Below are 26,993 nucleotides of genomic sequence, written 5' to 3' on the forward strand. Positions count from 1 at the left end.
GTGTTCAATGATGAAGATAAATATGACATATAATCCCTACAAAGTAGAAACGACATTATGGATTGCTGATGAAAATTTCATGGAAACTACGAAATTTGAAAAGTTTAAGCATGACCGATTGCAAGTTTGGATAGAAAATTTATTTCCTATGTTAGTAGAAGAATTAAATGAGGATTCATTTGAGATATATTTTACAGGCACATTACCAGATTTTGAAGATTTGCAAGAAGTAAAAAATGGATATCATGGGATTTCTTTAACCCATGTGCCTGTTGAGGAAGCTGAAGATAAATTTACAGAGCTGGAAGAGCTGGTACAGATTATGAAGGACGGCCCATTTGAGCAATTAAAAGACAGCCGAATTGAAGCAAACTTTCAAAGAGCATTAAACAGTGAATTTGAAATTGCGGTAATTGCAACAATGAGTTCAGGGAAATCAACATTAATTAATGCATTACTAGGAAAAGAACTTATGCCATCTAAAAATGAAGCATGTACGGCTAAGGTCTCGCGTATAAAAAATAATCCTTCTATTAAAAACTTTTCTGCTATTGCTTATGACCAAAATGGTGAAATATTTAAAACTATTGCTAATGCCTCAGTGGAGCATTTTACGGAATTTAATGACGATCCTGAGATTCATTTAATAGAAATCGAAGGCAATATCCCCAAAATTAAGCCTGGAAAAATGAATTTAGTATTGGTAGATACGCCAGGACCTAATAACTCAATTGATGAAACTCATCGTCAGCATACTTTATCAGTTATTAAAAGTGATGATAAACCGATGATTTTATATGTGTTAAACGCAACACAATTACGTACAGACGATGACTTAGCGTTGTTGCGAACAGTGGCTGATTCGATGGCAGTTGGTGGTAAACAATCGAAAGACCGTTTTATCTTTGCGATGAACAAATCAGATGAATTCGATCCAGAAAAAGGGGAAAGCATCGGCGGCGCAATTGATAGTGTATCAGAATATTTAGATCAACAAGGAATTGAGAACCCAAATATCTATCCGGTATCGGCACAAGTAGCAAAAGTGATCCGTAAAAGTCAAAGCGGTTTAACGCTAACGCGTTCAGAGAAAGCAGATTACTATGGCAAAGAACTATTCATTGAAGAAGAGTCTATGCATCTGCAGCAATATGCCCCTCTTAGTCCATCTTTAAAAAAGTCAATTGAACAGGCAATTCAAAATGCGAAAGATGATGATGAAAAAGCAGTTCATTACTCTGGAATAACGAGTATTGAAGCGGCAATTAATGAGTACCTTGAAAAATACGCCATTACGTCAAAAATCACAAATGCAGTTAATTCATTTCAACGAATTGTTGAAAAAGAGGATATGCAAAATAAACTTGAGCAAGTCATTTTAGAGGATTCAGGACAACGTAAAATAATTGCAGAAGTTATGTGGAAGATTTCGGAGGAATTAGAAAGCGGAGAAAAAGCAAAAAACTTTAAAGAAAAGATTCAAGGGATGGATTTAAAAGTAGATACGTTTTTTGCTCCAACCAACAGAAAGATGATCAAACAATTACAAGATGCTACTAAAACATTACGGGTTGAAAAGATGAAGAAAGTCGAAGTTGAACATTTAATGTTGAGTGTTGAAAAAAACATTCGAACTTTACAAAATGATTTACTAACAGATATAGAAGTAGAAATTCGGGAAGTATTGCGTTCTACTGCTGAAGGATATGTTAACGAGTATAGTGCTTACATTAAAGATATTACTGATTTTCAAACCAGTTCGATTAGCTTAAAAAACTGGGATAAAGCTTTGATTGCGGATGTATCAAATGCAGAAGAGTTATTAGTGCGCTTTAGTTTTAGTGAAGATGTTATCGTAGAAACATCAAAAGTTAAGAATACAAGTAGGAAGTGGTTTATGTTTTGGAAACCCAAAACTATAGTGACGCATAAATATGAGGAAGTAGAGTACGTGAATATGGAATCTCTTGCAGAGGAATTTATTTTACCTATTGAAAGTGAAATGAGTGAAAATATTGAAAAAGCTAAACAGTTCACTAAAGAAGAACTCCACCGTTTACAAAAATTTTTCATTACAGAAATAGAACGTTTAGAAAAATTATTGAAGCAACGTGTGGTAGAAATCAATGAACTGGCTCTACAATCGGAATATTTAGAAACCCAATTAAAAGAACATACTCAGAAAAAAGAATGGTTAGAAAAATTTACTGAAAAATTAAATAGTATTTTAGAACTCAAAGTGAAAGAGGGAATTCAATTATGATGAAATTAGAGCAAGCACTCCAAGAAAAAGATATTACAAGTATTCAAAATATTTTAAAAGCATACCTAATAAGTGATCCATCAGATTCTCAAAATACTATTAAATCTTCGTTACAACAAATTGAGAAGAAAGAAATAGGTGTTTGGGAAGAACATGACGGGAAAGAGTTATCCTCAAGTCCTTGGACGGAAGACGAGTTTTTGGATTTGCAAGTAGATTTACGAATGAATTTTTCAAAAGAAAGATTCAATCATTTAGTAAATGTAGGAGAAAAAATCTATGGTTCAGAGAAGAAGCTATCTACTGATATCTCCTCAAAAACGACAGTTACTAGTGAGGATAATCAATCAAAAAAGTCTCAGGCCATAAAATGGGGAATCGTGGCGATCACGATAGGAATTCTAATAATTCTTCTAATAAAAATGGCGAATTCAAACAATTAGAAAACAATAATTTAAAAAGGTTCATTCAAAAAGTATTAGAAGCAATTGATGAAATGCTTATACGGGGCACAGTCCCATCTCCAAAATTGTTAAACTTCTTATGTATAATGGCTGATGGACAATATATAACAAATGAAGAACTTAAAGAATTAGAAAATCGTGTAAGCAACATAAATGGGTTGCAAGAACAAAACGATAATCTGAAAATAGAAAATCAAGCACTAAAAGCGATGAATGATAACTTGCAAGAGAAGAGTGCGGACATGGAAATTCAAATGGATAAAATTAAACACCGTTACTTAGATATAGAAAAGAAGCTCGAAGAACGTTCAAAAAAAATAGATAGCAGTTCAATAAATGGGATTGTAACTTTTGAGTAACGATAGGAGAAATGTTTATGAACGATTTAGTGGCAATGCAACAGGAAGTAGAGCCAGCTCTTAACAATACAGCTCAATTAATGGAAAAAACGTATTTACATAAACTAACAGATTATAAAGTTGTGAGTATTGATAATCAAGCTACAACTCAAAATACGACGCGTCAAATTCGATTATTTCAAATTGAAAAAATAGTTTATGATAAAAAAGAAGATATAGCCGAAAAACTGGTTAATGTCTATAATGCGCTGGGTAATTTAAATAATTCGCTTTTTTTGATTATAGACAGTGATGGAAATGAAGTGGAACTTTACATTGGCACACGTTCAGATCAAATTTCCGTAGCTCAGGAGAGTTTGATGAGAAGCATGAAAGGCAATTTTCCAGGAACGAAGTTAAAGAAAATCCGTAACAGTGACTATATCGAATTAATGGATAAAGTCACAATGGGAAACAAGGAGCGTCTGAGAAGAACGGTCGCAAGTGTAACTGGAATACCTGCCTTAAAAGATACGGATAAGCAAACATACGTCCAGGGATTAGAAAAACTTATTAATGCGATGCACGGCGAGAAATTCTCGATGATCGTGTTAGCGGATTCAGTCTCACCACAACAAGCTTCGACTATCCGTCAAGGATACGAAAATATGTATTCAGCAATTTCTCGATTCCAAAAAATTGATTATTCGGTCGGTGAAAATGAGAGTGCTGCATTAACAGAAGGTATGAGTGAAGGGTTATCGGAAGCTATTAATGATAGCATAGGTCAAACACAAAGTTATTCAAAAACAATAACAGAAGGCACTTCAGAATCAAAGACTAAAGGAAAAAGTAGGGGAGCCTCGGTAACCCCCTTCGGTGTTGGTGTAAATGAAAGCAGTAATTCAAGTAAGACAAGTGGAAAAACTTCTTCAGAGGCTTTTTCGAATACTGATGGTACAACAGATACAAGAGGGACAACCCATTCAACCAATCGCAATATGACAACCGGTTCAACAAAAACAGACGGTACGTCAAAAACACTTCAGGTTCATATGGAAGATAAGCGCGTTACGGAGTTATTAGAGAAAATCGATTCTCATTTAAATCGTTTAAATAGTGCAGCAGATTTAGGGTTATGGCATTACGCAACGTATTTTCTAGCTGATGATGAACAAACAGCGACGATAGCAGCAGCAAATTATCAAGCGATTATTCGGGGAGCTGAATCAGCAATTGAAGGATCAGCTATTAATATTTGGAATAGCGGACATATATACAGTTTGCCATTACGCGAATCGTTAAAAGTGTTACAACATCCACAATTTCATGTGAATCATGCAGGAGTACGGTTTTCTACTGGTAGTACGTTAGTAAACACACGTGAGTTATCAATTGCTTGTGGATTGCCGAGAAAATCGATAAATGGTTTACCAGTTGTAGAGATGGCGGAATTTGGTCGTGACGTATCCATATTATCCAGCAAGGTAGGGCAAGCTACGATCAATTTAGGTTCAATCTATTATATGGGTGAAAAAGATTCAACACCTGTTCAATTAGATGTGAATAGCCTTGCAATGCATACCTTTATAACAGGATCAACAGGGTCAGGAAAATCAAACACAGTTTATCAGATGCTTGATGAATTACTAAAGGAGAATGTGAAATTCTTAGTCATTGAGCCTGCAAAAGGTGAATATAAAAATGTGTTTGGTGGCTATACAAATGTTCATGTGTTTGGAACCAATCCGAAATTTACGCCGTTATTAAAAATTAATCCATTTTATTTCCCGGACAACATCCATGTATTAGAACATATCGAAAGATTAATCGAGATTTTCAATGCTTGCTGGCCGATGTACGCAGCAATGCCAGCAGTATTGCGTGAAGCGGTAGAAGAAGTATATCGCGAGTGTGGATGGAAACTTGATGCGTCTATCAATTTTAACCGCATAGCCCAATACCCAACCATGCAACAGCTTGTTCAAGTATTACCAAATGTCATCGAAAAATCTGGCTATTCAGAAGAAGTGAAAAGTAATTATGTTGGAGCACTCGTAACGCGTGTGAAATCATTGATGACAGGGTTGTTAAGTAATGTGTTTGTAGAAGATGAAATTGATAATGAAATACTCTTTGATGAAAACTGTATTATCGATTTAAGCTTAATAGGTTCTGTTGAAACAAAGTCATTAGTAATGGGGATCCTATTTATGCGTTTGCAAGAACACCGAATGGCTTCTGCAGATGGGATGAATGTCCCTCTAAAACATGTTACGGTGCTAGAAGAAGCGCATCATTTACTGCGTCGTACATCGGATGTTCAGACAGCAGAAGGCAGTAATCTGCAAGGGAAATCTGTAGAAATGATAACAAATGGAATTGCAGAAATGCGGACTTACGGTGAAGGATTCATCATCGCCGATCAATCGCCAAATTTACTGGATCCTTCTGCTATCCGAAATACCAATACCAAAATTATCATGCGTCTTCCTGATGCAGCTGATCGAACGTTAGTCGGAGCTTCTGCTGGTTTAAACGAGGAACAACTAAAAGAAATTTCGAAGCTTGAAACAGGGGTAGCGGTTGTATATCAAAATAACTGGCTCGAACCAGTGTTATGCCAAGTACCGTCATTTGATGATGCTAAAAAGTTTGTCTACTCGTTTAATATAAAAAACGCATTAAGAGAACGCAGAGAAAATGCTTCATACATTATCGAAGCAATTTTGTCAGGAAACATAGATAAACAAACATTTATACGAGTTTTGGAAACTAATACAAAACTGCATGGAGTAAATCGTATGCAATTAGTAGAAGAAGTTACAAACGATCTTCCTTTAACTATAATGCAACGAGGAAATGAAGCTGCTCTTGGAGAAGTGATTAATAGTTATGCACCAATCCAAGAAATACTTCCCTATTCTCAAACTGCTCCAACTTTGGAAGAGTTTGATTCGCGCTTCCAAAAAGCTTTAACGATATACGTAGATTCTTCTACGTATAAAGACATAATACAAGAATTACTGCTAATTCATTATTGTGCAATCCAACCATCCTTCAAACCCTTTTATTTTAGATGGTTTGAGAATAAAAAGCAGGGAGTTATCGTATGATTGAAGCATTTGTAGCAGTAATGGATACTCAGCCTGAAGGACTAATAGGAAATAAGGAATCGCAAGATTTTGTTAATGTTCCGTCAAGTTTGCATGAGGTTATCAATTCACCAAGTGACATCACTGAAAAGAAGGCTGCAAACGTAATTTCGTGCATTAATGAAAGATTTGAAGGATCTGAGCATGATAAAACCTCTATCGAATATATTAGAAAAGAAGTTGAAATGTCAGATGGAGAAATAAAAGAAGGGGTTTTTCCAGTTTTTGATTCTGCATTTGATGCACATTTAGATAAACCTCAGTATGAACAATCTGATGCTAAACATTTTAAAGAAGCAAATAGCCAGCTAAAAGAAGCAATCGAGAATAATCCGGAAATGGGCGATAAATTTACGGCTGAGCAATTGGAACAAATTGAGTTTAATGATACTCCCGATGGATATACTTGGCATCATTCAGAAGACGCAGGACAGCTGCAATTAGTTGATTCAATGGTTCACGCTCAAAGTGGTCATACAGGAGGCCGATCCATTTGGGGTGGCGGAAGTGAGAATCGTTGATAGGAGGCGGAGTTATTTATGAAATGGATATTGTCGAAACCATTAAAAAATATGGATTTAGTTAAAGATTTTGAGAACAAACATCAAATAGTATTTCCTGGTAAATATCTAGAAGTTGTTAAAGAATATAATAACGGACGTCCAAGGCCGAATGTATTTGATTCTGAAGAAAATAAAGAACGTGTTGCTAAATCTTTATTATCATTTGATCCTGATCATCAAGATAATGTTTGGGAAACCTACAAAGTTTTATATAAGCAATTACCGAGCGATGTTTTTCCATTTATTATAGATCAATTCGGCAATTATGTATGTTTCTTTTATGATCCATTATTGGAAGAACCATCTATTGTTTTTTGGAATCTTGAAGAACAACAGACAGAGAAAGTAGCATCTTCTTTCGAAGATTTTTTGAATCAACTTTACAGTATTGATTAATTAAGGTTTGCAAGGAAAAGCGAATTCACACGAATTCGCTTTTTCTATTTCTTTTTCTTTAGGCTTAGAAAGCCTTTCGAAGCAGTTACACAATAGCTCCCATGTGGTAAAATTATCTAAATAGACTGACTGCCATAAGAGGGGGAAATCGTATGGTGCACCAAACAAGCACGCAGTCTGAAGCGCAATTGGAGAACGAGATGATTGCTCAGCTCGTGAGCCAGGGATTTGAGCGGGTTTCCATTCCTTCAATCCAGGAGCTTCAGGCTAATTTCCGGAAACAAATCAATCGGCTGAACTCAGAGAGATTAAACGGGCAGCCTTTATCCGATAAAGAATTTGAACGCTTGCTCCTTAAGATAGAAGGAAAAAGTGTATTTGAGTCCGCGAAGATTCTCCGTCAAAAAGAAATCATTTCACGTGATGATGACAGCACGCTTTATGTGCTGCTGTTTGATACGCAAAACTACGATAACAATAAACTCCAAGTGACCCATCAAACAACCGTCATCGGTCGCTATACAAACCGATATGACGTGACGCTGCTCATCAACGGTTTGCCACTCGTACAGATTGAACTGAAAAAACGCGGCCTTCATTATGCGGAAGCTTATAACCAAATCATGCGCTACCGGAAAGATTCCTACGGTGGCTTATTTAATTTCCTGCAGGTTTTTGTCGTGTCGAACGGCGTGGATACGAAGTATTTCGCGAACTCCGACCGTGAGCCGATGAAGAGCCTGATGTTTTTCTGGTCGGACGATGCCAATAAACGCATTACGAAACTCGACGAATTCACCGCTTCGTTCCTGGAACCGGTGATGCTGCAGAACGTCCTTTCGAAATACATGATTATCAACGAAACCGATAAGCACCTGATGGTTATGCGCCCTTACCAGATTTACGCTGTTGAACGCATTCTGCATCAGACAATCCAGAAAGAAGAGAACGGTTATGTCTGGCATACGACGGGGAGCGGGAAAACGCTGACGTCGTTCAAAGCGAGTGAGCTGTTGGCGCAGCAGGAAGATATTAAGAAAGTAATTTTCCTCGTCGACCGAAAGGACCTGGATTCCCAGACGATGGAGGAGTTCAATAAATTCGAGAAAGACTCTGTCGACCGAACAACCAAAACTCGAGTTTTGGTCGACCAATTAGAAAAGGTAGATACAAAACTGATTATCACCACGATTCAAAAGATGGCGCATGCGGTCAAAACAGAACGTTACCGCGATGTCATGAAGATGTATGAAAACGAGAAAGTTGTATTCGTCATTGATGAATGCCACCGTTCCCAGTTCGGCGAGATGAATCTGCTGATCAAACGCCACTTCAAACGAGCGCAATATATCGGTTTTACCGGCACACCGCGTTTCGTCGACAATAAATCACAAGACGGCCGCACGACTTCCGACCTGTTCCAGGATTGTCTCCATACATATCTCATCAAAGATGCGATTCACGATGGCAACGTACTCGGTTTCTCGGTAGAATACATCAGCACGATGAAAGGCAAAGAAGGCGTTGATGACGTCACGAAAGTGCCTGGCATCGACCAGCAGGAATTGTGGATGGCGGATTCACGCATCGACATGATTGCCAACCATATTGCCGAGATTCATCCGAATAAAACCCATAGCAAAAAATACACCGGCTTGCTGACGGCGGAAAGCATTCCGGCAGCAATCAAATATTACGATGCGTTCAAAAAGATCAATCCCGACATGAAAATCACCTCGATTTTCAGTTTCGGCACGAACGAAGAAAGTGTCGAAGGCGAAGAGCATACGCGCCATTCACTGGAGCGCATCATGCAGGACTTCAATAAAGAATTCGGCACCAATCATAATACGGAGAACTTCTCGTCGTATTTTGCAGATGTCTCGAAAAAAGTGAAATCGGCTCAAATCGATTTATTAATTGTCGTCGATATGTTCCTGACGGGTTTCGACGCCAAAACATTGAGCACGCTATATGTCGATCGCAATCTGCAGCACCACGGCTTGATCCAAGCTTACTCACGCACTAACCGCGTTGAGGGTGCGAAAAAGATGTACGGCAATATTGTCTGTTACCGGAATCTGAAAGAAGCGACTGATATCGCGGTTCGCCTGTTCTCTCAGACCGCCGATACAGAAACGGTGCTCATGAAGAGCTACGATAAATATTTGGCGGATTTTAAAGACCAATTGGATAAGCTGCTGGATATCGCTATTACGCCGGATGCTGTCGATGACCTGGAAGGCGAGACGAAGCAAAAAGAATTCGTCATCGCATTCCGTGATTTGACGCGCGTCCTGACAAAATTGAAGACCTTTGTCGAGTATGATTTCAATCCCTCCGACATGGGCATCAGCGAGCAGACCTATAAAGATTTCCGCAGCAAATATCTGAATCTATATGAAATAGATAAGAACGAGAAAGAAAAAGTCTCTGTCATCAACGACATCGATTTCGAAATCGAATTGATGCAGACTGACCGTATCAATGTCGATTACATTCTTGAGCTCTTGCGCAATACGAACTTTGAGAATAAAAACGAGCGGGACGCAGCCGTGCGCCGTGCCATCAAAGAAGTCAACGAAGCCTCAAGCGATGAAATGCGCTTGAAGCGCGACCTGTTATTGGAATTCCTGAAAGGCGTCGCGCCGACTCTAACGAATGATGATTCCATCGATCAGAAATACCGCGACTTTGAAAGTGAGCGCCGCAAACACGAAATCCAGGCGATGTCGCAGCAATTGCAGGTCGGGGAAGACAAACTGGAGTATTTCATGAAAGAATATGAGTTCACCGGCGTGTCACCTGACCAGGAAATCAACGATGCCATCAAAGCACCGTTCAAAGAAAAACGAAAACGCGTGCAGGCATTGAAGGATTTCATTTATTCGAATGTACGTAAGTATTCATAAAAGAGGAGCAATAAGATATGACAACTTCAGAAAAACAGCGCCAGCAACAGGCTGAACTGCATAAAAAGCTATGGACGATGGCCAATGATTTAAGAGGCCAGATGGAAGCTTATGATTTCAAGAACTATATCCTTGGGTTGATTTTTTACCGTTACTTGTCCGAGAAGACGGAAGCGCGTATCGCAAAATTACTGGAAGAAGACAATATCTTATATGAAGACGCGTGGGAAGACGAAGAATACCGTGAAGGCTTAGTGGATGTATTGCTTACAGAAATCGGCTTTGTCATCGAACCAGACTTTCTGTTCTCTTCCATGATCAAAGAAATCCCTAAAGGTGAACTTGGCAAATTCGATGTCGAGCTTCTTCATAAAGCGATTAAAGCGGTTGAGGAATCTACTCTTGGAACAGACAGCCAGCAGGACTTCGAGCATCTGTTTGATGACATGGATCTGACTTCAACGAAACTGGGCCGTGACGTGAAATCACGCTCGAAACTGATTGCTAAAATTATGCTGAGCATCAACGATATTCCGTTCCTTCACGATGACGTCGATATCGATGTATTGGGCGATGCCTACGAATACTTGATTTCACAATTCGCTGCCAACGCAGGGAAAAAAGCGGGCGAGTTCTACACGCCTCAGCAAGTGTCCAAAATCCTGGCGAAAATCGTGACACACGAAAAGCCGAATTTGAAGAATGTCTATGACCCGACTTGTGGTTCGGGTTCTTTGATGCTGCGTGTTTCAAAGGAATCCAATGTCCGCTTGTTTTACGGACAGGAATTGACGACAACGACATTCAACTTGGCGCGCATGAACATGCTGCTGCATGATCTTCGCTATACAGATTTCGATATCCAGAACGAAGACACGTTGGAAAATCCGAAGCATGTCGATATGCGTTTTGAAGCGGTTGTTGCCAATCCGCCATACTCCGCTAACTGGAGCGCGGACGCTAAATACCTGGATGACGAACGTTTCAGCGATTACGGCAAACTGGCACCAAAATCGAAAGCCGATTTCGCTTTTGTACAGCACATGATACATCAACTGGATGATAACGGCACGATGGCAGTGGTCTTGCCGCATGGTGTTTTATTCCGCGGAGCGGCCGAAGGGGTTATCCGTAAATTCCTGATCGAAGAAAAGAATTATCTGGATGCAGTCATCGGCTTGCCGGCCAACGTCTTTTTCGGCACGTCTATTCCGACGTGCGTACTGGTCTTCAAGAAGACCCGCAAAGCGGATGCCAATGTGATTTTCATAGATGCGTCGAACGACTTCGAAAAAGGCAAGAACCAGAACAACCTGACGGACGAAAACGTCGACAAAATCGTCGATACGTATAAATCACGCGAAACGATCGATAAGTATTCCTATGCGGCGACGCTGGAAGAAATCAAAGAAAACGACTATAACCTGAATATTCCGCGCTATGTCGATACGTTTGTCGAAGAAGAACCGGTGGATCTGGAAGCGGTGCAGGTGAGGCTGAAGGAGATCGACCAGGAAATCGAGGAGATTGACCGGGAGCTTGAGGAGTATTTTAAGGAATTGGGGGTTGGTTTAGGTGAACGTACCTCAGTTGAGATTTGATGGGTTTGATGGGGAGTGGGAATCCAACACAATTAAAGACTTAGGCATCATTGGACGAGGTAAGTCTAAACATCGTCCTAGGAATGATGCTCGACTTTATGGAACCGAATACCCGTTTGTGCAAACCTCTGATATAAAACATGCTGGACTTTATCTGAAAAACTATTCTCAAGCCTATTCAGAATTTGGCTTAAAACAAAGTAAGCTGTGGCCAAAGGGAACTTTATGTATAACGATTGCCGCAAACATTGCAGAAACTACAATACTAGATATTGAAGCTTGTTTTCCAGATAGTATTATAGGATTTACTCCAGATTCTACAAAATCAGAAGTGGTTTTTATTAAAAAGTATTTCGAGTTTATAAATCCTAAACTGCAGAAAATGTCTGAAGGCATAGCTCAAAGTAACCTTAATCTAGAAAAACTAGCATCGATTGAATTTACTGTACCTTCTATACAAGAACAAAAGAAAATCGCAACCTTCTTTACACTAGTAGAGAAGAAGGTTGAAAAGCAGCAAGAGAAAGTTGAGAAGTTGGAGCAGTTTAAAAAGGTTATGATGCAGAAGATTTTCTCGCAGGAGTTTCGGTTTAAAGATGAGGGAGGGGGGGAGTTTCCGGAGTGGGAAGAAGCTGCTCTTGCCGATTTAGGTACTACTTATACAGGTCTTAGTGGTAAGACTAAAGAAGATTTTGGTCACGGAGAAGCATCTTTTGTAACTTATGTTAATGTATTTAATAATTTAAAGGCTTCTATCGATGGTTTGCAATCAGTCGATTTAAGTGATGGGAAAAATCAAAACGCAGTGGGCCAAGGAGATATATTATTTACAACTTCTTCAGAAACTCCTCATGAAGTAGGTATGGCTTCATATTGGGCATTCGATCAAAATAATGTGTTTTTAAACAGTTTCTGTTTTGGATTAAGATTAACTAGTGATTTAATAAATGCCGAATTTCTAACGTATTTATTGCGATCTCCTATATATAGAGCTGTAATTACTTTATTAGCTCAAGGCTCAACAAGATTTAATATTTCTAAAACCGGATTGATGAAAATGAAAGTCTTGATACCGTCCAGTGAAGAACAAAGAAAAATTGTAAGAGTCCTATCTCAAATCGATACAAAACTAGATAAAGAACAAGAGAAGTTAATGGTTTTGGAGGAGCAGAAGAAAGGGTTTATGCAGGGGATGTTTTTATAAACTTATTAGGAGAGAGAAAATATGAGATCAATTGGTATCAGAGTAGAGCCAAAAGAAGTACATTATACTATTTTTGATAATGAAGAAAAAGAGAACGGAGAGATTTCTTATTATTCGGGTTCTTTAGTGGTTCCCGTTTCAATGAAAGATGATATTCCAAGATTGCTGTCATATATTAGGACAAATATATTTTCAATTATTTGTGAAAACGAAGTAATTTATGCCGGTATAAGAACGATTGAAAATATATCAGATAATACTAATATCTTTAGAGCTAATATTGAAGGAGTTATCCAAGAGTTGTTTTCAAATAGTACTATCATAGAGTATTATGCGGGAGGGCTAGGGACAATTGCTTCAATGCTTAAGACAAATGTTTCGGACGTTAAATTATGTGCTAAGGGTAAAATAGATTTATTTGAATTAGATTGGTCAGTTACAGGGAAAAAGATAAATCAGCGTGAAAGTTTATTGACTTGTTTAGCTGCGCGGACTTTAGCTGAGGGAGCTGAGAAAATTGATTGAAATAAATAATAGATTTGACACTAAAATAGAAATAGAAAAAGTCAGAAGCATTGGCTTAGAAGGAAAAAATTCTGAAGTTTGGTTAGCAAGAGATAGGCAAATCGAAGAAATGGTAGTTTTAAAAGAAATTTCTAAAGTGTCATTAGAAAAGCAATATGTTGATGATTATTTTCTAGAAGCAAAAATTTTAAATGCTGTTAGCCATCCCAACATAATGCCTATTCGATACGCTTCTCAAGATGAAAAGAACATCTATATTGTAATGCCCCACTTTTATAACGGTTCTATAGAAAGTCAACTTAATGATAGGATTATATCTGCTAGAGAAATCATTAAATATGCTTTAGAATTTCTTTCAGGGCTCTTGTATATACATATTAAAGGCTATGTGCATTTAGATATAAAACCTACTAATATTTTAATAGACAATAATGGTAAGGCTGTAATAACAGATTTTGGTTTATCAAAGTTTCTAAATGAGAAGTTCACAATTACACAACCAATTGGATACATTATGCATAGTTCTCCACAAGCTTTTGAAACAAGCGAGAGAAGTTTGTTAGACGATATTTATCAATCTGGTCTTACTTTATATAGAATGTCCTATGGAAACGAAGTGTTTAAAAAACAATTTGATCTATTACGGCAAGAAACACAGGGTGATAATGATTTAATGGCACAGAGAATTCGTAACGGAAATTTTCCAGATAGAAATTACAGCTTGCCGCACTTACCTAATAGATTAAGAAAAATTATAAAAAAAATGTTAGAAGTGAATCCTGAACAGAGATATCAAAGTGTTCTAGAAGTAATAAATGAATTAAGTAAAATCGACGATCGATTAGATTGGGAAATGGAAATCGAAACAGATAAGAATACAATGTACGTATGGAAACATAATCGAACAAGCAATATTATCTCATTAAATTTAAAAGAAAAAGATGGTGTTTTTTTGACTTATGGTCAAAAATATGTTAAAAATAGTAAGGGAACTCAAAATTTATTAAAAGTAAAAAAAGAGTTTTTGAAATTTAAAGATGCACTTAAACATATAGAGAAGATGATAGAAGAGTATTCTTGAAGGAGAGGGTTAAAGATGTTGAAATATAAATACGATAATACAATGTCTAGACATCATGCAGCTAATCCTAATGCTTATAAATCACTTCACGACTACTTGAGAACTAAAGATGTTGTTGATCTTCGAGGGAATTTAGAGATCATTAACTTTGAAAATGGCTATGGTGAATTTAAAGCTATTGATAAATCGAAAAAGTTTGAGTAAAAGATTGAATGGGTTGTGTTTCGCAACTGAAAATTGAGTCACAACGCAATTTAATTATGAACTACTTCTGAATGGCTACTTTCGATCCATTTTGGGCTTCTCTAGTTAAAATCGCCTCCCTGTGTCAAACACAATTCAAGTTATACAATAAACCTGCATAAGAAATCCGCCTATTTAACAATAGAGCGGATTTCTTTTACATTAATATTGGAAATGCAAAAAAGCCATAATTGTTCAGAATTATACTGAAGTCTTGAATTATTTTTTAAAATCAAATATCTAAATAGGAATCCAACTGAATCCCTCCATATTATTCAAACGCTACCATACTTAATGGACAATTAGCGGAATGAAAAGAACCTCTTCCATACTCCCTGTTTCTTAGAAGATAAAATTAGTTTGAAAAGCAGTCACCAGTTATTAATGGTGACCGCTTAATCATTAAGTTTTAATATTTGAAGGTTTAAAACATATCTTTGCAGAACATAAACATCCTGTATTGCAATATGGACAAGAGTAATCATTAAGGAGACTATCACGAAGCCAGTAATTCTCCTTATAAAATATAATTTCAAAGCCTTCTTTTTTGAATATCTTCTCAGCATCCCACTTTTTAGAAGAACGCTTCTCCCACCCAACAGTAAAATAGTTATGGAACTTAGAATTAGATAATAAAGTTTCTAGCAGAATACTACCCAATCCTTGATTTCTGTACTGTTCATCTACTACTATATGAGTGACTATAATACTTTTATTAACCTCAAATTTAGTTTTCACTACTTCAATAATGTCTTCATGAAACAAAAATTCTTTTTCAAGATCCCTAAGTTCCTTTGCTGAGATATAAGCAATAACACTTCCGTCTTTAATCATACTAAGACTCAAAGGAGAATTTACTTTTTGTACTAGTCTGCTTGTCGTGGCCAGCCCGAAGGACAAGGAAGTATTTAGAATTTTTGTTATATCCGCCAAGTCTCTTGGCAACACCATTCTGATTTCATAATCAAACATGGTTAACACCTCAATTCAAATCTTTTGCTTTTGTAATAACTGCGCATATAAGATTTCTTGTTTCAACTGTTTATACCATACGGTTCCAGTTGAACATGCCTGACCGCATTTTGTATAAGAAATATAACCAGGGTAATTTTCATCTACAAAGTCTTCATCTGATTCTGTGCTTTCCGGAGGTCCTATTATCTTGTCGCCTTCTATCTGCAAGGGGTGCATCCAACAAGCCTTTGGTTTATATGCCCATGGATGTTTTTCTTCTTTAGTAGCGATTAATTGTAAAGTACATAACCCTTGCGGGTCAGAAAATACACATCTTGTGCTTGTAAAATGTTTTGGATAATCTTTAGAAAGATAATTTTTTTCAACGGTTGCAGTTTTTCTTCCAGTAACTATATTGTTCCAATTACCATCCACAATATATTCGTCAGCATCTTTCGGAAAGATAGTTGGGTACTCGTTAATTAAATTTTTTATTTTATTTTCTTCTTCATCATGAAGAAAAACTCCATCATAACAACACATAGCTTCGCATTGTAAATTACAAGAAGTAATTTTAGTTTGATTATCAGATTCAATTTTTCTAAAATCAATGTTTTCTTTTTTTTCTAAAACAGGATTAATATAATGAGTGATCCATTCAGTAAAGCTGATTTCTAACTCCGGCGAGAAGGAAACGGCATGAATTTCTTTAAAGTCTTTGATAATTTCATGGCCGAATTTCAAACCCTCACAAGCTATTAATGTATTAGTTATCTGTTCTATATCTATTTGTAACTCGTTTTTCAAAACTTTAATCGATGCAGCTAAAGAATATAGACCAGGAGTTTCATTGATATTAATATCAGTAATATCTATATCTTTCGTATCGATTTGGAATTTATAAGAAACAGATAAAATGAAGACTTTTATCAAAGATACAATGTAAGAGTAACCGGTTTTTGTTGCTTCATTATAAAGTTCTTGTAAGCTGTTAAAACTTGTAGGGTCTCCAAACTCGGAAAGGGCGTATAGTCTCCAAGCTTGTCCATACAATAAATCCCAATCATGGTTTATTTCTTTAGAAATTTTAATACCTTTTTCGTAGTAAATAAAGGCCTCACTGAGATTATTTTCAAGTGTTAAAATGTTTGCATAACAAAGTGAAGCAATATTGTGGGCATGCTGATATCTTCCATCACTGGTAGCTTCATAAGTTCTTTCGATTTCCATTTTAGCCTCTTCTAATTTACCGATACTCATGAGACCGTCTGCAAGATTTACTGAAGAAATATAACAGTTATACAAATCATTTAAAGAAGAATACATTTCTTTAGCTTGAACGGAATGTGTTACAACTACTTGGTTTTTCTCGAAGTTGTGTGCAAAGAGGGCTATATTATGGTGGAAATAAGCATTTCTTTTCGGATTTTCATTTAAGAAATCAGAGAACTCCCTTCTAACTTGTTCAATTAATTGAGAGCCTTCATCATATCTACCCTGGTAAAAGTTTGTTTTTATAAGTTGTTCGGTACATAAAAATTTGGTAAGTAAATTCTCGCTGTCGGCACTAAAATTGATGGCATTTTCCGCATGAAAATAAGCTCCATCTAAATCAGAACTACGAAGCAAAAAGCGAGATTTATAATAGTGGTATTCAGGGTCGTTAGGCATCTCAAGCAATTCGAATGATGTTAAATATTTCTTTTCATCATCCGGTCTGCCAAGAAGAAAGGCTGCTTCTAGTAAAAATTTAATTACTCTAGATTTTGTTTTTGAATTTATCTTTGCCGTGATAATACTTTCACCACGGTTAATACATTCTTCAAATAAACCAGTGGTTAAATACCTTTTTAATACAGGTATTATCAATTGCTCTAAATGTGAAAGTTGTGTTTGACTAAGTGTTTCTGAATTTGTGAGAAGATTAATATACTCTTCGTAAAAGAAATATAAATCTTCCATATGTTCAATATCCGAAAAATCTTCTAAAGAATCTAGCATGTTTTCATAAGAGTTTTGATAGAAGAGTAATAATAGCTGTTCTAGTTCCTCAGTGAAAGGTGAATCATCTAATATTTCTCGACTTACTTCATAGTAGATTCTTCTTTTGTATTCAGCTATATCGTCTAAGTAGAGTGAATTGGAATTACGAGTAATGTTATAAGGTGTCTCAAAGGTTGTAAATTGATTCTGTATTGATTCTTTTAAGTCTAAGTTAAAATGCGTAGCGCAATAATCTAAGAAACTTTTTGAAAATTTTATGCCTTGGGCGCTTCCAATCGCCAATAATATAGAAAAATCTTTTCCTAATGAAAGAATTCTTTCACGAAAAACTTCCTTCTTTTTATGTTGCTTAAATTTAAGCTTTTTTAATGGAACTTTTAGTTCACCATCACTCGAAAAATATCCATGCATAGAATTTAGTCTATCGATAAAAACTTTTAATAATTCTAAGTCACCGCTACATTGATCAGCGATGGTGCCACATGCTTCATCATTGAGTTTAGGGAAATAACTTCGTATGATGGTAGTCATGGCATCAATAGGAACCGGACTTAATACAATTTTAGAAACATCACCTTGGTAATTAAAATTATTTTTTGACAATTTATGGTAAAGTGAAGCGAAGGACGTATTGTTCACTTCAAAGTTATGGAGTTGTTCTTTAAAACTAGATTCCCAACATGTGCTAATTATTAATACGGGCCATCCTTCATTATTCCCGCGGGTTACTAACTCTTCAAGAAATTTTAATGTTAATTTATCAGCCCATTGAGCATCGTCAACTACTAATACTAGAGGAATACTTTCACTTTCTTTCTGTTGAAAGAGCACACTAAATAAATCTAATGTTTGATTTACTAAAGATTGATATTCCTCATTCTCAGCCACTGTTTTTATATTATTGTTTGTCTTTGTTCTCGAAAATTTCCATAAATCTTTTATGGAATCAGCAGAGCCTATTCCAGTTTCAATATTCTGTACAACCGACTCCACAACATCATAAACTGCACTAGAACCAGGGAAAGCATAATTTGCAATTAGTGTTAGACTGCTTTTTAAGGCGGATTTTTGGCGGGTTTTCTTTTTTTGTTCCTCAATAATTGCGTGGAGTTGCAGTCTTACTTGATTTCTAATCTGATTTAAAGGAGATATGTGCTGACCATTATTTCTTTCATCGTTATTAGTGCATCTTATGGCAAACCAATACCACGGAATGTTATTATTACTTTCTTTGTCGAAGGTTTCAATCGCCGGAGAGATGGTCATTGTATGAACAGTGTCATTAAGTACGTCTGGCCAAAAATCGCCTGGATCTTCATTTTTAGATAAATAGTGATAGAATTCTTGAATTAATCTAGTTTTACCTAGTCCTGAATCACCTAAAATTAATGAAAAATTAGTTCTGTTTTCCTTGCTGTCAGTGAATTTAGAAATCAAATTATTAAGTTCGTTATCTCTTGCTAAAAAAGAAGAGGTATTACTTTTTGAAAGAGAGTTATGCATCTTTTTCCTCCTTATATAAATAAATTGATACTTATTCTTTTATTAGGCGGACTAATCTATATATTTCTATGTAGGTTCGTTCTTCATCGCTTTGTTCATTAACTTTAACACTATTAGTTTTAGTTGATTTAAAATTTTTAAGTAACTTATCAGCTACTTCAGCAATAATAGCTTCATTCATTTGAATAGAAGATTTACAAATACATTTGATATTTAATTCTTCACATTTTACTGCCTCAATAAGTCCTTTTTCTAAATGAAGTGCTGCACTCTTTATATTATAAATCCCCATAATATCAACTTCTGAAATAACTTTATCTAATTTACATGGCATAATAATACACTACTATTTTCTTATATCTCTATATAACCATTAAATAGAAGTTAAATCTATAATTTTCAGAGAACTATAAGTCTATTATTAAGTGTAAATCATTTTTTTATTAAAAACTTCCTCCCTGTGTTAAATGAAATTCATTTTATTAACTACAATTGCATGTAGAAAAAGCAGTATCCAGGAACCTCAAGGGTTAACGGATATGACTTTAGTATTTTTCCCAGTAAAACTAAATATACATAAATGTTTGCGATACAAAAAGAATATGGATAATGATGGAAATTCAGTTCTGTTGTTTCACCATGGACATCTCATGTTATTTTATAGTTAGAATCGAAAAATGCGGGAGGCGATGCAATGAATAAGACCTTATGGATAGGAATTTAATAACGATTTTGCTTTTATTGGCGGCCTGCAATGGAGAAAGTGAAGACGTAGCAATTGAGAATCGCCTCCCAGGGAAAGAAACAATTCTAAACGATTTTGACAATACACTACAATTTATACTTCATACATAAACTAGCTTGCTGCATCAACGTTTCACATGTTGTTTTTTCTTTCTATTCATCCGTATAAGTTGTTTGGGAATTATGTTGCTCCCAGGGAAACGATATCTATATCCTATAATCTATACTTTGCCACACCCGCTGCATCAGCAACTCGGATGTGGCTTTTTCTTTTTCTCTGAAAACTCAGAAAAGTTATGGATTTTCCTATTGGAAAGGCGTATAATATTTACGAAAATAACTGTACCTAAAGGCTTTATGTGCTGGAACAGACTATCAAACGGGAGGGGAGCGCATCGTAAAACAGAAAATGACGTGAAGTTTTGCTGTTGGAATACCCGCTGTCATAAGAAACGAAAGCATATTACTGATGACTTAACTGGAGAAGAGGAAACAGGCCATGCTTTACAATGTTGTGTTGTTTCTCCATATCGTAGGTGCAGTCATCATTTTTATGGCATTGGCGATTCTTGCTTTATCGATGGTTTCCATGCTGCATTCAAAAGACACGGAAAACATCAAGCGATGGTCGGGTATTGCTGTAAAGGTTGATGGACTGTTTCCGGTGAGTTCAGTGTTGATTTTCGTGCCTGGTTTGTATCTCACCATTTCCGCTTGGGGCTGGGGAACGGCCTGGATCAACGTGTCATTGGTCACGCTTCTTGGCGCCAGCTATTTGGGCCCTGTCATCAATCTGCGGCGACTCAAAGGGATTCTGGCCGCTGCAGAAGCGGAAGCGGATGCCGTACCTTCGAGTAGCCTGTTGAACAAAGTGCGAGACCGTGTGCTGTGGAATTCAGTTTTTGTCATGGCCATGCTGGCTGTCGGGATCCTTTTCCTGATGGTGGTCAAGCTCGCTTTACCGGGTTCACTGATTACGATGGCGCTTTCTGTAGCAGCTGGCTTCGGCCTGGCACATTATTTACTTGAGAAAACCAGACCGGAGACTTCTACAGATACTGTTTCATTTAGATGAATGAATAAAAGACGTCCATGTGTCAGATTCAATGCAGTTCAATAGCTGCAATTGCATCAGATAAAGCCGTATCCAATAACCTAAAGGGTTAACGGATACGGCTTTCGTATTTTATCAGCAGAATTAAATATTCATAACTGTTTGCGGCACTGGGAAAACATAGGGAGCTGCTGGAAATTCACTCCCACTGTTTCACCCTGGACATTTCATGTTATTTTAATAGAAAGAATCGAAAAGTTGCGGGAGGAGATGCAGTGAACAAGACCATATGGATAGCAAGTTTACTGGCACTACTGGTTTTATTGGCGGCCTGCAGTAATGATACTGAAGACACAGCAAACGAGGAGGCGAGTTCGATGGAGGAAATTACAGGGACATGGGAAGGTTCAATTCAGGTACCCAATCAGCCGCTGCCGATCATTGTGGAGTTTGAAGAAGATGGCGGCACATTGAGTATTCCGCTGCAGGGGCTAAGCAATTATCCCTTTTCGACAGTGGAATTCAATGACCCGGAGTTGATTTTCGATCTGAATCTTCAGGGACAACGGCTTGTCTTCAACGGAAAACTGGAAGACGGAAAAATTTCCGGTAATTTTACACAGCAAGGCCAGACCTTTCCTTTCGAGTTAACACCGGGGACAGCGGATGAAACGGTTGAGGAAGAAGATTTTATTGAAATTGAAGTTGCAGGAGGCACGATGAAAGCGGAAGTTGAAATGCCTGAAGGGGAAGGACCATTTCCGGCCATGCTGATTTTAGCCGGTTCAGGACCGACAGACCGCGATGGCAACTCACTGATGCTTCCCGGCAAAAACGACAGTTTGAAAATGGTGGCAGCAGAGTTGGCGGCGAATGGCATTGCCAGTATCCGCTACGATAAGCGCGGTATCGGGGTGAACCAGGCACTGGCCGGCAGTGAGGCGGATCTGCGTTTTGATGATTATATCAATGATGCGGCCGCCTGGGTGGAGCATTTGAAATCGGATGACTCATTCAATGAAGTCGGGATCATCGGACACAGTGAAGGTTCGCTGATCGGCATGGTGGCGGCAGAGCGAGCTTCAGCCGATTCGTTTATCTCCATGGCGGGAGCGGGACGCCCCATTGATGAAGTGCTCATGGAGCAGCTGGCTGCACAACTTCCGGAAGATCTCATGAATGAAGCCCAGCAAATCATCGGCGAATTGAAAGAAGGCGAGCAGGTGGCAACGGTCAGCCCCGAATTGCAAAGTCTATTCCGTCCGTCGGTCCAGCCCTATATGATTTCCTGGCTGGCGTATGATCCGCAGGAAGAAGTGGCGGCACTGGAGATTCCGGTTCTGATTATTGGTGGAACAGCCGATTCACAGGTGCCGGTATCCGATGCGGAAAAATTGCATGCGGCGTATCCGGAATCGGAACTGCTGATTATTGAGGATATGAATCATGTGCTGAAGACTGTTGAGGATGAAGCCGAGAACGAGGCGGCATACAGCGATCCTGATCTACCGTTGGCGGATGGGTTGATGGAAGGGATTGTTGGGTTTTTGGAGTGAAATAATATACGTAAAAAGCTGCGAAGGGATTCGCGGCTTTTTCTTTTTATTCATCCGTATAAATTGTTTGCGAATTGTGCCGTTCCCTGGAAGAAATTTAAAAAGCAGCCTAAATGAATTGATAGGGGTGGTGGATGATTACATGGAGTATTACAACGGAACGCGCAAGCAATGGAATCTAAAAAAGATGACTCCGGCACAATACCGAAGTCATCTGATCGCAGTCTAACTGCAGGGTGCTTTTATTAAACTGTCCATAAAATGGGGCTCAGTTCAAAAGTTCCGGGGGTTAATTGGTCTTTTATTTTACTACTACAGTCCAGTCCATCGTATCTTCTAGCTTTCCTGTCTGTATTCCTGTAATCGTATCGTATAATTTTTGGGATAACTCCCCGATCTCACCGTTATTAACGAGTAAATTACGGCCTAACCAGTTTAATTCGCCGACTGGTGAAATAACGGCTGCTGTTCCAGTACCGAAAATTTCTTCGACTTTTCCTTCTTCATAGGCACGATATAATTCTTGGACAGAAATTTTCTTTTCTGTAACCGGGATGTCCCACGTTCCAAGCAACTCTATGATGGATGTCCGAGTGATTCCTTTTAAAATGCTGCCATTCAATTCCGGGGTCATTACTTCTCCATCGATTTTAAAGAAAATATTCATGCTGCCCACTTCTTCAATGTACTTCTTCTCGACGCCATCCAGCCATAAAACATCCGCGTTGCCTGTCTTTTTAGCATTTGTCTGCGCCTGATAGCCAGATGAATAATTTCCTGCCGTTTTAGCCATCCCAGTACCGCCTTTAACTGCACGGGTAAACTGGTCTTCCACGTGAATCGTTACAGGTTTCAGACCACCTGGGAAATAAGGGCCTACTGGAGACAAGATTACCATGAATTTATAACTTTTCGATGGTGCTACTGAAAGGTTCGCTTCAGTTGCAATGATGAACGGACGAATATATAAAGACGTTCCTTTTGTCGAAGGCACCCAATCTTTTTCAAGCTCGATCAATTTTGTTAAATGCGCAAGCACGACTTCTTCATCAATTGGCGGAATGCTCAAGCGCTCGCTTGAAAGGTTTATACGCTCCAAGTTCTTTTCCGGTCGAAACAATAACACCCGATTGTCTTCTGTGCGGTAAGCTTTCAACCCCTCAAAAACTGTCTGGCCATAATGAAAAATCATCGCGGCCGGATCAAGGGTGATCGGGGCGTATGGTTCAATCTTCGGTTCATGCCACCCTTTTCCTTCTTCGTAATCCATTGTAAACATATGATCTGTAAAAATTGTCCCAAATGGAATTGGGTCCTTTGTCGGTTTATCTTTCGGATTCGTATTTTGAGTTATTTTTAGTTCCATCATTTTCAAGCTCAGGACCCCTTTTAAATCAAGTGATTAGAATGTAGAGATGAGGGTAATCATACAACATTTCCATCTTTTATAATAGTATTTATTGAATTTTTTAAAGTTACGAACAAAGGCTTTGGGAATTTTCTGCAAGTGGTGGCTTGAAATCGCGTCCTTTGGAAAGAAACAACTCTACACTTTTTTGACAATACATTACAATTTATACTCTATGCTTAGCCACACCGACTGCATTAACATGTCGGTTGTGGTTTTTTTTTTATTTTATTCATTAACATAAATTGTTTTGGAATTGTATGGTTCCCAGGGAAGCGAATTTAAAAAATCCGATCTTCGGGATCTGGCACACTTTTTGTCATGGCTGAATAGGAACGCGTAGCCACCACATAAATTGAGTTCAGTGCGGCATCATTTCTTTTGGAAATTTAACATGACTCCACACATTCTGCATGTATAGAGAGTACATTTAAAGTGCAGAAATATACAAGAGCTCAACAGAAAGGAGGTAGAAAGAAATGCTGGGACCAGGGTAGGGAATGGGCGGAGGAAGTTGGTTGATAACAGGGTTAGTTGTACTTATCGGCTTCGCCATTCACTACTTTATGAAGAACAACAACAACGTTTTTAATAGTTCGCAGAAAGACTCCGGCACAGACGCAATGGAAATAGCCCAAAAAAGACTTTTATAAAAGGAGAGAGCGTAATGAAAAAGACGATAATTAGTGGCGTATTAGCAGCAGTCTTGATTGTAGGAGGCGGAACATCAGCATCTGCACAAGATGCAGAAACCGCTATGCAGCATGAAGGCATGACTATGGAACAGATGCATGAAATGATGGGTACTGGCCCCATGAATTTCGGCCAGATGAAACCATTCATGAAGAAAATGCATCCAGATTTAAACAACAGCCAATTACGGGTACTTTACAAAAAAATGCATGGTACTGGTGGTTCATCTCATAGCAAGAACTTTAAAGAGATGATGGGGAACTGATTATCAAAACTCGCGATTTGGGTGCATAAATCCAAAGCGCGTTTTTTTATTTTTCCGTTTGTCAATTTAAGCTAGATAGATCGACTCCATTAAAAGCTGCGAAGGGATTCGTGGCTTTTTTGTTCGATTTTTTACTCGCTCAGGTAAAGAATCAGTTTTAAATTTTTTCACTATACTGCTGCTTTAAGTGAAGATGCTAGTGGAGCTATAATAACAAAATTAATAAAGTCTTATGCGACCCAAACTCATGCGCTGCAACACAGATGGTGGGTGGGGCTGCCGGCAGCATTGAGGGTCTGTATGTACGTAACATCGGCGAAGCATTACGCCGGGTAGGGGATGCGAGACAAAGACAGGCTGAATACATCACAACAGGCGGCAACTCCGGTTGTTGTCTTTTTACAAGCTATTGTCACAATAATTTAGTAAATGTCATAAAAAAGTAATAATACTGTTTTGTTTTCAGAAAATCCGGGTACTTTATTTTCAAAGGCGTTTCATATTTTTAGTTTTGATATGAAATTCCTGACTTAATTTTTGATGCTGGGTTTTAGGGGGCTGAACTTTAACATATATTCAGTTAAAGATATTAGAAAAGGGGAGGAAAAACGATGACGAAAGCTTCGTGGTCAAGGTTACTGTTATTAATGATGCTGATCTTTATTTTGGCTTTGGCAGCATGTGGTGGCGATGATGAAACTTCAGATCCAGAACCAGCGGATGACACAACAGAAGAACCTGCTGAAGATGATGCTGAATCAGAAGAAGGTGTTGAAGAAGGCACTGAAGATGACGCTGAAGAGGGCGCTGAAGAAGCCTCTGATGGAAGTGCAGAATCTGAACCAAAAGTTACTGAGTTTGAACCGGCATTTCCGGAACAAACAAGAGCACCAGCAGTAGAGACTGAAACTGAACTTAATGACGAAGTTGTTGTTGAAGGTCTTGGCGTGTTATGGGGGATGGAAGAGTTTGAACCAAACCGCTTACTTGTTACGCAAAGAGATGAAGCGGAACTTCTGATCATCAACCTTGAAGATGGCTCTGTTTCAGAACCAATCGCAGGTACACCAGAAGTGAATAACGAAGGTCAGGGTGGTTTGCTGGATGTAACCATTGCACCTGATTTTGACGAATCAAGAATGGTATTCCTGACGTATTCTGAAGATGCCGATGAGGGTACTTTAACTGCTGTCGGTAAAGGTGTTTTATCAGAAGATGAAACGTCACTGGAAAATTTTGAAACAATCTTCCAAGCGACACCAGCATATGAGGGTGACTTGCACTATGGTGGACGCATTATCTTTGACGAAGAGGGCAACCTGTTCTTAACAACTGGTGAGCGTTCGGATGACCCAATTCGCGAACGTGCACAAGACTTGGATGCTTACTTGGGTAAAGTTATTCACATTACACAAGATGGAGAGCCAGTAGAGTCGAATCCATTTGTCGACGATGAAGACGCACTGGATGGCATTTACAGCTACGGTCACCGTAACATTCAAGGTATAGACTTCAACCCTGCAACAGGAGACCTATGGATCGTTGAATTCGGTCCACAAGCTGGCGATGAACTGAATATTATTGAACCAGCTAATAACTATGGTTGGCCAACAGTTTCTTATGGTATCGAGTACTCTGGAGAATTGATCAATGATGGTATTTCAGAACACGAAGCGCAAGGCTTTATTGAACCAAGATATTATTGGGATCCAACAAGTGCACCAAGTGGTATGTCATTCTATGACAACGACGCAATTTCTGAATGGGAGAACAACCTGTTCATCGGTGGTTTAGTGTCGAGCTACATTGCACGTGTCATCATTGAAGATGACATGATCGTTGGAGAAGAACGTCTGTTAAGTGATAAAGGCGAACGTTTCCGTGATATTCTTGTAACTGAAGATGGCGCGCTTGTTGCAAGCACTGATGGTGGTTCGGTTTATAGAATTACTGCAGCGGAGTAAATAAAAAGCGCTACTGTGTCAAAAAGGATGCAGTTTGATAACTGCAATGCACTAAGAATAAGCCGTATCTGTTAACCGTAAGGGTTGATGGATACGGCTTTCT

Annotated in this window: 20 protein-coding genes and 1 pseudogene; 17 read left to right on the forward strand and 4 right to left on the reverse strand. The window is 38.1% G+C overall.

Annotated elements, in window-relative coordinates; genetic code table 11:
- Positions 1 to 7: 7 nt before the first annotated feature.
- The 12 genes from DHX103_RS10995 (at position 8) to DHX103_RS11050 (ending at position 14,706) form a co-directional block, all read left to right on the forward strand.
- Positions 8 to 2,263 carry a dynamin family protein gene (locus DHX103_RS10995; protein WP_422122326.1) on the forward strand — a complete coding sequence of 752 codons (2,256 nt, stop codon included), beginning with the start codon at positions 8 to 10 and terminating at the stop codon, positions 2,261 to 2,263.
- Positions 2,260 to 2,706 carry a hypothetical protein gene (locus DHX103_RS11000; protein WP_422122327.1) on the forward strand — a complete coding sequence of 149 codons (447 nt, stop codon included), beginning with the start codon at positions 2,260 to 2,262 and terminating at the stop codon, positions 2,704 to 2,706. Before DHX103_RS10995 ends, DHX103_RS11000 begins: the two co-directional genes overlap by 4 nt.
- A complete protein-coding gene (locus DHX103_RS11005; protein ID WP_422122328.1) occupies positions 2,634 to 3,086 on the forward strand; it encodes a hypothetical protein in 453 nt (150 codons plus the stop codon). Before DHX103_RS11000 ends, DHX103_RS11005 begins: the two co-directional genes overlap by 73 nt.
- Before the next feature lie 17 nt (positions 3,087 to 3,103).
- Positions 3,104 to 6,181, forward strand: a complete 3,078-nt coding sequence (locus DHX103_RS11010; protein ID WP_422122329.1) for a helicase HerA domain-containing protein — start codon at positions 3,104 to 3,106, stop codon at positions 6,179 to 6,181.
- Complete coding sequence (locus tag DHX103_RS11015) at positions 6,178 to 6,741, forward strand: HNH endonuclease (protein WP_422122330.1); 564 nt, start codon at positions 6,178 to 6,180, stop codon at positions 6,739 to 6,741. The genes DHX103_RS11010 and DHX103_RS11015 overlap by 4 nt, the downstream gene beginning before the upstream one ends.
- 18 nt (positions 6,742 to 6,759) lie before the next feature.
- The gene (locus DHX103_RS11020; protein WP_422122331.1) at positions 6,760 to 7,179 is read left to right on the forward strand and encodes an SMI1/KNR4 family protein; all 420 of its coding nucleotides are present in this window, start codon (positions 6,760 to 6,762) and stop codon (positions 7,177 to 7,179) included.
- A 152-nt stretch (positions 7,180 to 7,331) separates the two neighbouring features.
- Positions 7,332 to 10,091 (forward strand): type I restriction endonuclease subunit R, encoded by a 2,760-nt coding sequence (locus DHX103_RS11025; RefSeq protein WP_422122332.1) that lies wholly within the window; start codon positions 7,332 to 7,334, stop codon positions 10,089 to 10,091.
- A 17-nt stretch (positions 10,092 to 10,108) separates the two neighbouring features.
- Entirely contained in the window at positions 10,109 to 11,692 is a 1,584-nt protein-coding gene (locus tag DHX103_RS11030; protein WP_422122333.1) for a type I restriction-modification system subunit M, read from the forward strand.
- Positions 11,667 to 12,896, forward strand: a complete 1,230-nt coding sequence (locus DHX103_RS11035) for a restriction endonuclease subunit S (protein ID WP_422122334.1) — start codon at positions 11,667 to 11,669, stop codon at positions 12,894 to 12,896. Before DHX103_RS11030 ends, DHX103_RS11035 begins: the two co-directional genes overlap by 26 nt.
- Positions 12,897 to 12,917: 21 nt before the next feature.
- Positions 12,918 to 13,421 carry a hypothetical protein gene (locus tag DHX103_RS11040; RefSeq protein WP_422122335.1) on the forward strand — a complete coding sequence of 168 codons (504 nt, stop codon included), beginning with the start codon at positions 12,918 to 12,920 and terminating at the stop codon, positions 13,419 to 13,421.
- Complete coding sequence (locus DHX103_RS11045; RefSeq protein ID WP_422122336.1) at positions 13,414 to 14,502, forward strand: serine/threonine-protein kinase; 1,089 nt, start codon at positions 13,414 to 13,416, stop codon at positions 14,500 to 14,502. Before DHX103_RS11040 ends, DHX103_RS11045 begins: the two co-directional genes overlap by 8 nt.
- A gap of 15 nt (positions 14,503 to 14,517) precedes the next feature.
- Positions 14,518 to 14,706 carry a hypothetical protein gene (locus DHX103_RS11050; RefSeq protein WP_422122337.1) on the forward strand — a complete coding sequence of 63 codons (189 nt, stop codon included), beginning with the start codon at positions 14,518 to 14,520 and terminating at the stop codon, positions 14,704 to 14,706.
- Positions 14,707 to 15,147: 441 nt separating this feature from the next.
- Here DHX103_RS11050 and DHX103_RS11055 read toward each other — a convergent pair whose 3' ends face one another.
- From DHX103_RS11055 to DHX103_RS11065, 3 genes are read right to left on the reverse strand one after another with little or no spacing between them, the layout of a single operon-like run.
- The gene (locus DHX103_RS11055) at positions 15,148 to 15,717 is read right to left on the reverse strand and encodes a GNAT family N-acetyltransferase (protein WP_422122338.1); all 570 of its coding nucleotides are present in this window, start codon (positions 15,715 to 15,717) and stop codon (positions 15,148 to 15,150) included.
- A 15-nt stretch (positions 15,718 to 15,732) separates the two neighbouring features.
- On the reverse strand, positions 15,733 to 19,206 hold the full coding sequence (locus DHX103_RS11060; RefSeq protein ID WP_422122339.1) for an AAA family ATPase: 3,474 nt from the start codon (positions 19,204 to 19,206) through the stop codon (positions 15,733 to 15,735).
- Between the two features lie 31 nt (positions 19,207 to 19,237).
- A complete protein-coding gene (locus DHX103_RS11065) occupies positions 19,238 to 19,540 on the reverse strand; it encodes a hypothetical protein (protein WP_422122340.1) in 303 nt (100 codons plus the stop codon).
- A gap of 909 nt (positions 19,541 to 20,449) precedes the next feature.
- On the opposite strand from DHX103_RS11065, the gene DHX103_RS11070 reads away from it, so the two are divergent.
- From DHX103_RS11070 to DHX103_RS11080, 3 genes and pseudogenes are all read left to right on the forward strand, one after another.
- Complete coding sequence (locus DHX103_RS11070) at positions 20,450 to 21,025, forward strand: DUF2269 family protein (protein ID WP_422122341.1); 576 nt, start codon at positions 20,450 to 20,452, stop codon at positions 21,023 to 21,025.
- Between the two features lie 254 nt (positions 21,026 to 21,279).
- Entirely contained in the window at positions 21,280 to 22,560 is a 1,281-nt protein-coding gene (locus DHX103_RS11075; protein ID WP_422122342.1) for an alpha/beta hydrolase, read from the forward strand.
- A gap of 106 nt (positions 22,561 to 22,666) precedes the next feature.
- Positions 22,667 to 22,789, forward strand: a pseudogene (locus DHX103_RS11080) (IS3 family transposase); the annotation flags it as partial.
- Positions 22,790 to 22,861: 72 nt separating this feature from the next.
- Here DHX103_RS11080 and DHX103_RS11085 read toward each other — a convergent pair.
- The gene (locus DHX103_RS11085; protein WP_422124758.1) at positions 22,862 to 23,926 is read right to left on the reverse strand and encodes a branched-chain amino acid aminotransferase; all 1,065 of its coding nucleotides are present in this window, start codon (positions 23,924 to 23,926) and stop codon (positions 22,862 to 22,864) included.
- A gap of 709 nt (positions 23,927 to 24,635) precedes the next feature.
- Between DHX103_RS11085 and DHX103_RS11090 the strand changes: the two genes are divergently transcribed.
- Positions 24,636 to 24,926, forward strand: coding sequence for a hypothetical protein (locus DHX103_RS11090; RefSeq protein ID WP_422122343.1), 291 nt, complete (start codon positions 24,636 to 24,638; stop codon positions 24,924 to 24,926).
- 611 nt (positions 24,927 to 25,537) lie between these two features.
- Positions 25,538 to 26,890, forward strand: coding sequence for a PQQ-dependent sugar dehydrogenase (locus DHX103_RS11095; RefSeq protein WP_422122344.1), 1,353 nt, complete (start codon positions 25,538 to 25,540; stop codon positions 26,888 to 26,890).
- Positions 26,891 to 26,993 lie beyond the last annotated feature (103 nt).

The sequence above is a fragment of the Planococcus daihaiensis genome (assembly GCF_049262615.1).
Classification (GTDB): Bacteria; Bacillota; Bacilli; order Bacillales_A; family Planococcaceae; genus Planococcus.

Coding starts and splice junctions, on each gene's coding strand:
- DHX103_RS10995 (WP_422122326.1), top strand. CDS start 8: ATGATGAAGATAAATATGACATATAATCCCTACAAAGTAGAAACGACA.
- DHX103_RS11000 (WP_422122327.1), top strand. CDS start 2,260: ATGATGAAATTAGAGCAAGCACTCCAAGAAAAAGATATTACAAGTATT.
- DHX103_RS11005 (WP_422122328.1), top strand. CDS start 2,634: ATGGGGAATCGTGGCGATCACGATAGGAATTCTAATAATTCTTCTAAT.
- DHX103_RS11010 (WP_422122329.1), top strand. CDS start 3,104: ATGAACGATTTAGTGGCAATGCAACAGGAAGTAGAGCCAGCTCTTAAC.
- DHX103_RS11015 (WP_422122330.1), top strand. CDS start 6,178: ATGATTGAAGCATTTGTAGCAGTAATGGATACTCAGCCTGAAGGACTA.
- DHX103_RS11020 (WP_422122331.1), top strand. CDS start 6,760: ATGAAATGGATATTGTCGAAACCATTAAAAAATATGGATTTAGTTAAA.
- DHX103_RS11025 (WP_422122332.1), top strand. CDS start 7,332: ATGGTGCACCAAACAAGCACGCAGTCTGAAGCGCAATTGGAGAACGAG.
- DHX103_RS11030 (WP_422122333.1), top strand. CDS start 10,109: ATGACAACTTCAGAAAAACAGCGCCAGCAACAGGCTGAACTGCATAAA.
- DHX103_RS11040 (WP_422122335.1), top strand. CDS start 12,918: ATGAGATCAATTGGTATCAGAGTAGAGCCAAAAGAAGTACATTATACT.
- DHX103_RS11050 (WP_422122337.1), top strand. CDS start 14,518: ATGTTGAAATATAAATACGATAATACAATGTCTAGACATCATGCAGCT.
- DHX103_RS11055 (WP_422122338.1), bottom strand. CDS start 15,717: ATGTTTGATTATGAAATCAGAATGGTGTTGCCAAGAGACTTGGCGGAT.
- DHX103_RS11060 (WP_422122339.1), bottom strand. CDS start 19,206: ATGCATAACTCTCTTTCAAAAAGTAATACCTCTTCTTTTTTAGCAAGA.
- DHX103_RS11065 (WP_422122340.1), bottom strand. CDS start 19,540: ATGCCATGTAAATTAGATAAAGTTATTTCAGAAGTTGATATTATGGGG.
- DHX103_RS11070 (WP_422122341.1), top strand. CDS start 20,450: ATGCTTTACAATGTTGTGTTGTTTCTCCATATCGTAGGTGCAGTCATC.
- DHX103_RS11085 (WP_422124758.1), bottom strand. CDS start 23,926: ATGGAACTAAAAATAACTCAAAATACGAATCCGAAAGATAAACCGACA.
- DHX103_RS11090 (WP_422122343.1), top strand. CDS start 24,636: ATGAAAAAGACGATAATTAGTGGCGTATTAGCAGCAGTCTTGATTGTA.
- DHX103_RS11095 (WP_422122344.1), top strand. CDS start 25,538: ATGACGAAAGCTTCGTGGTCAAGGTTACTGTTATTAATGATGCTGATC.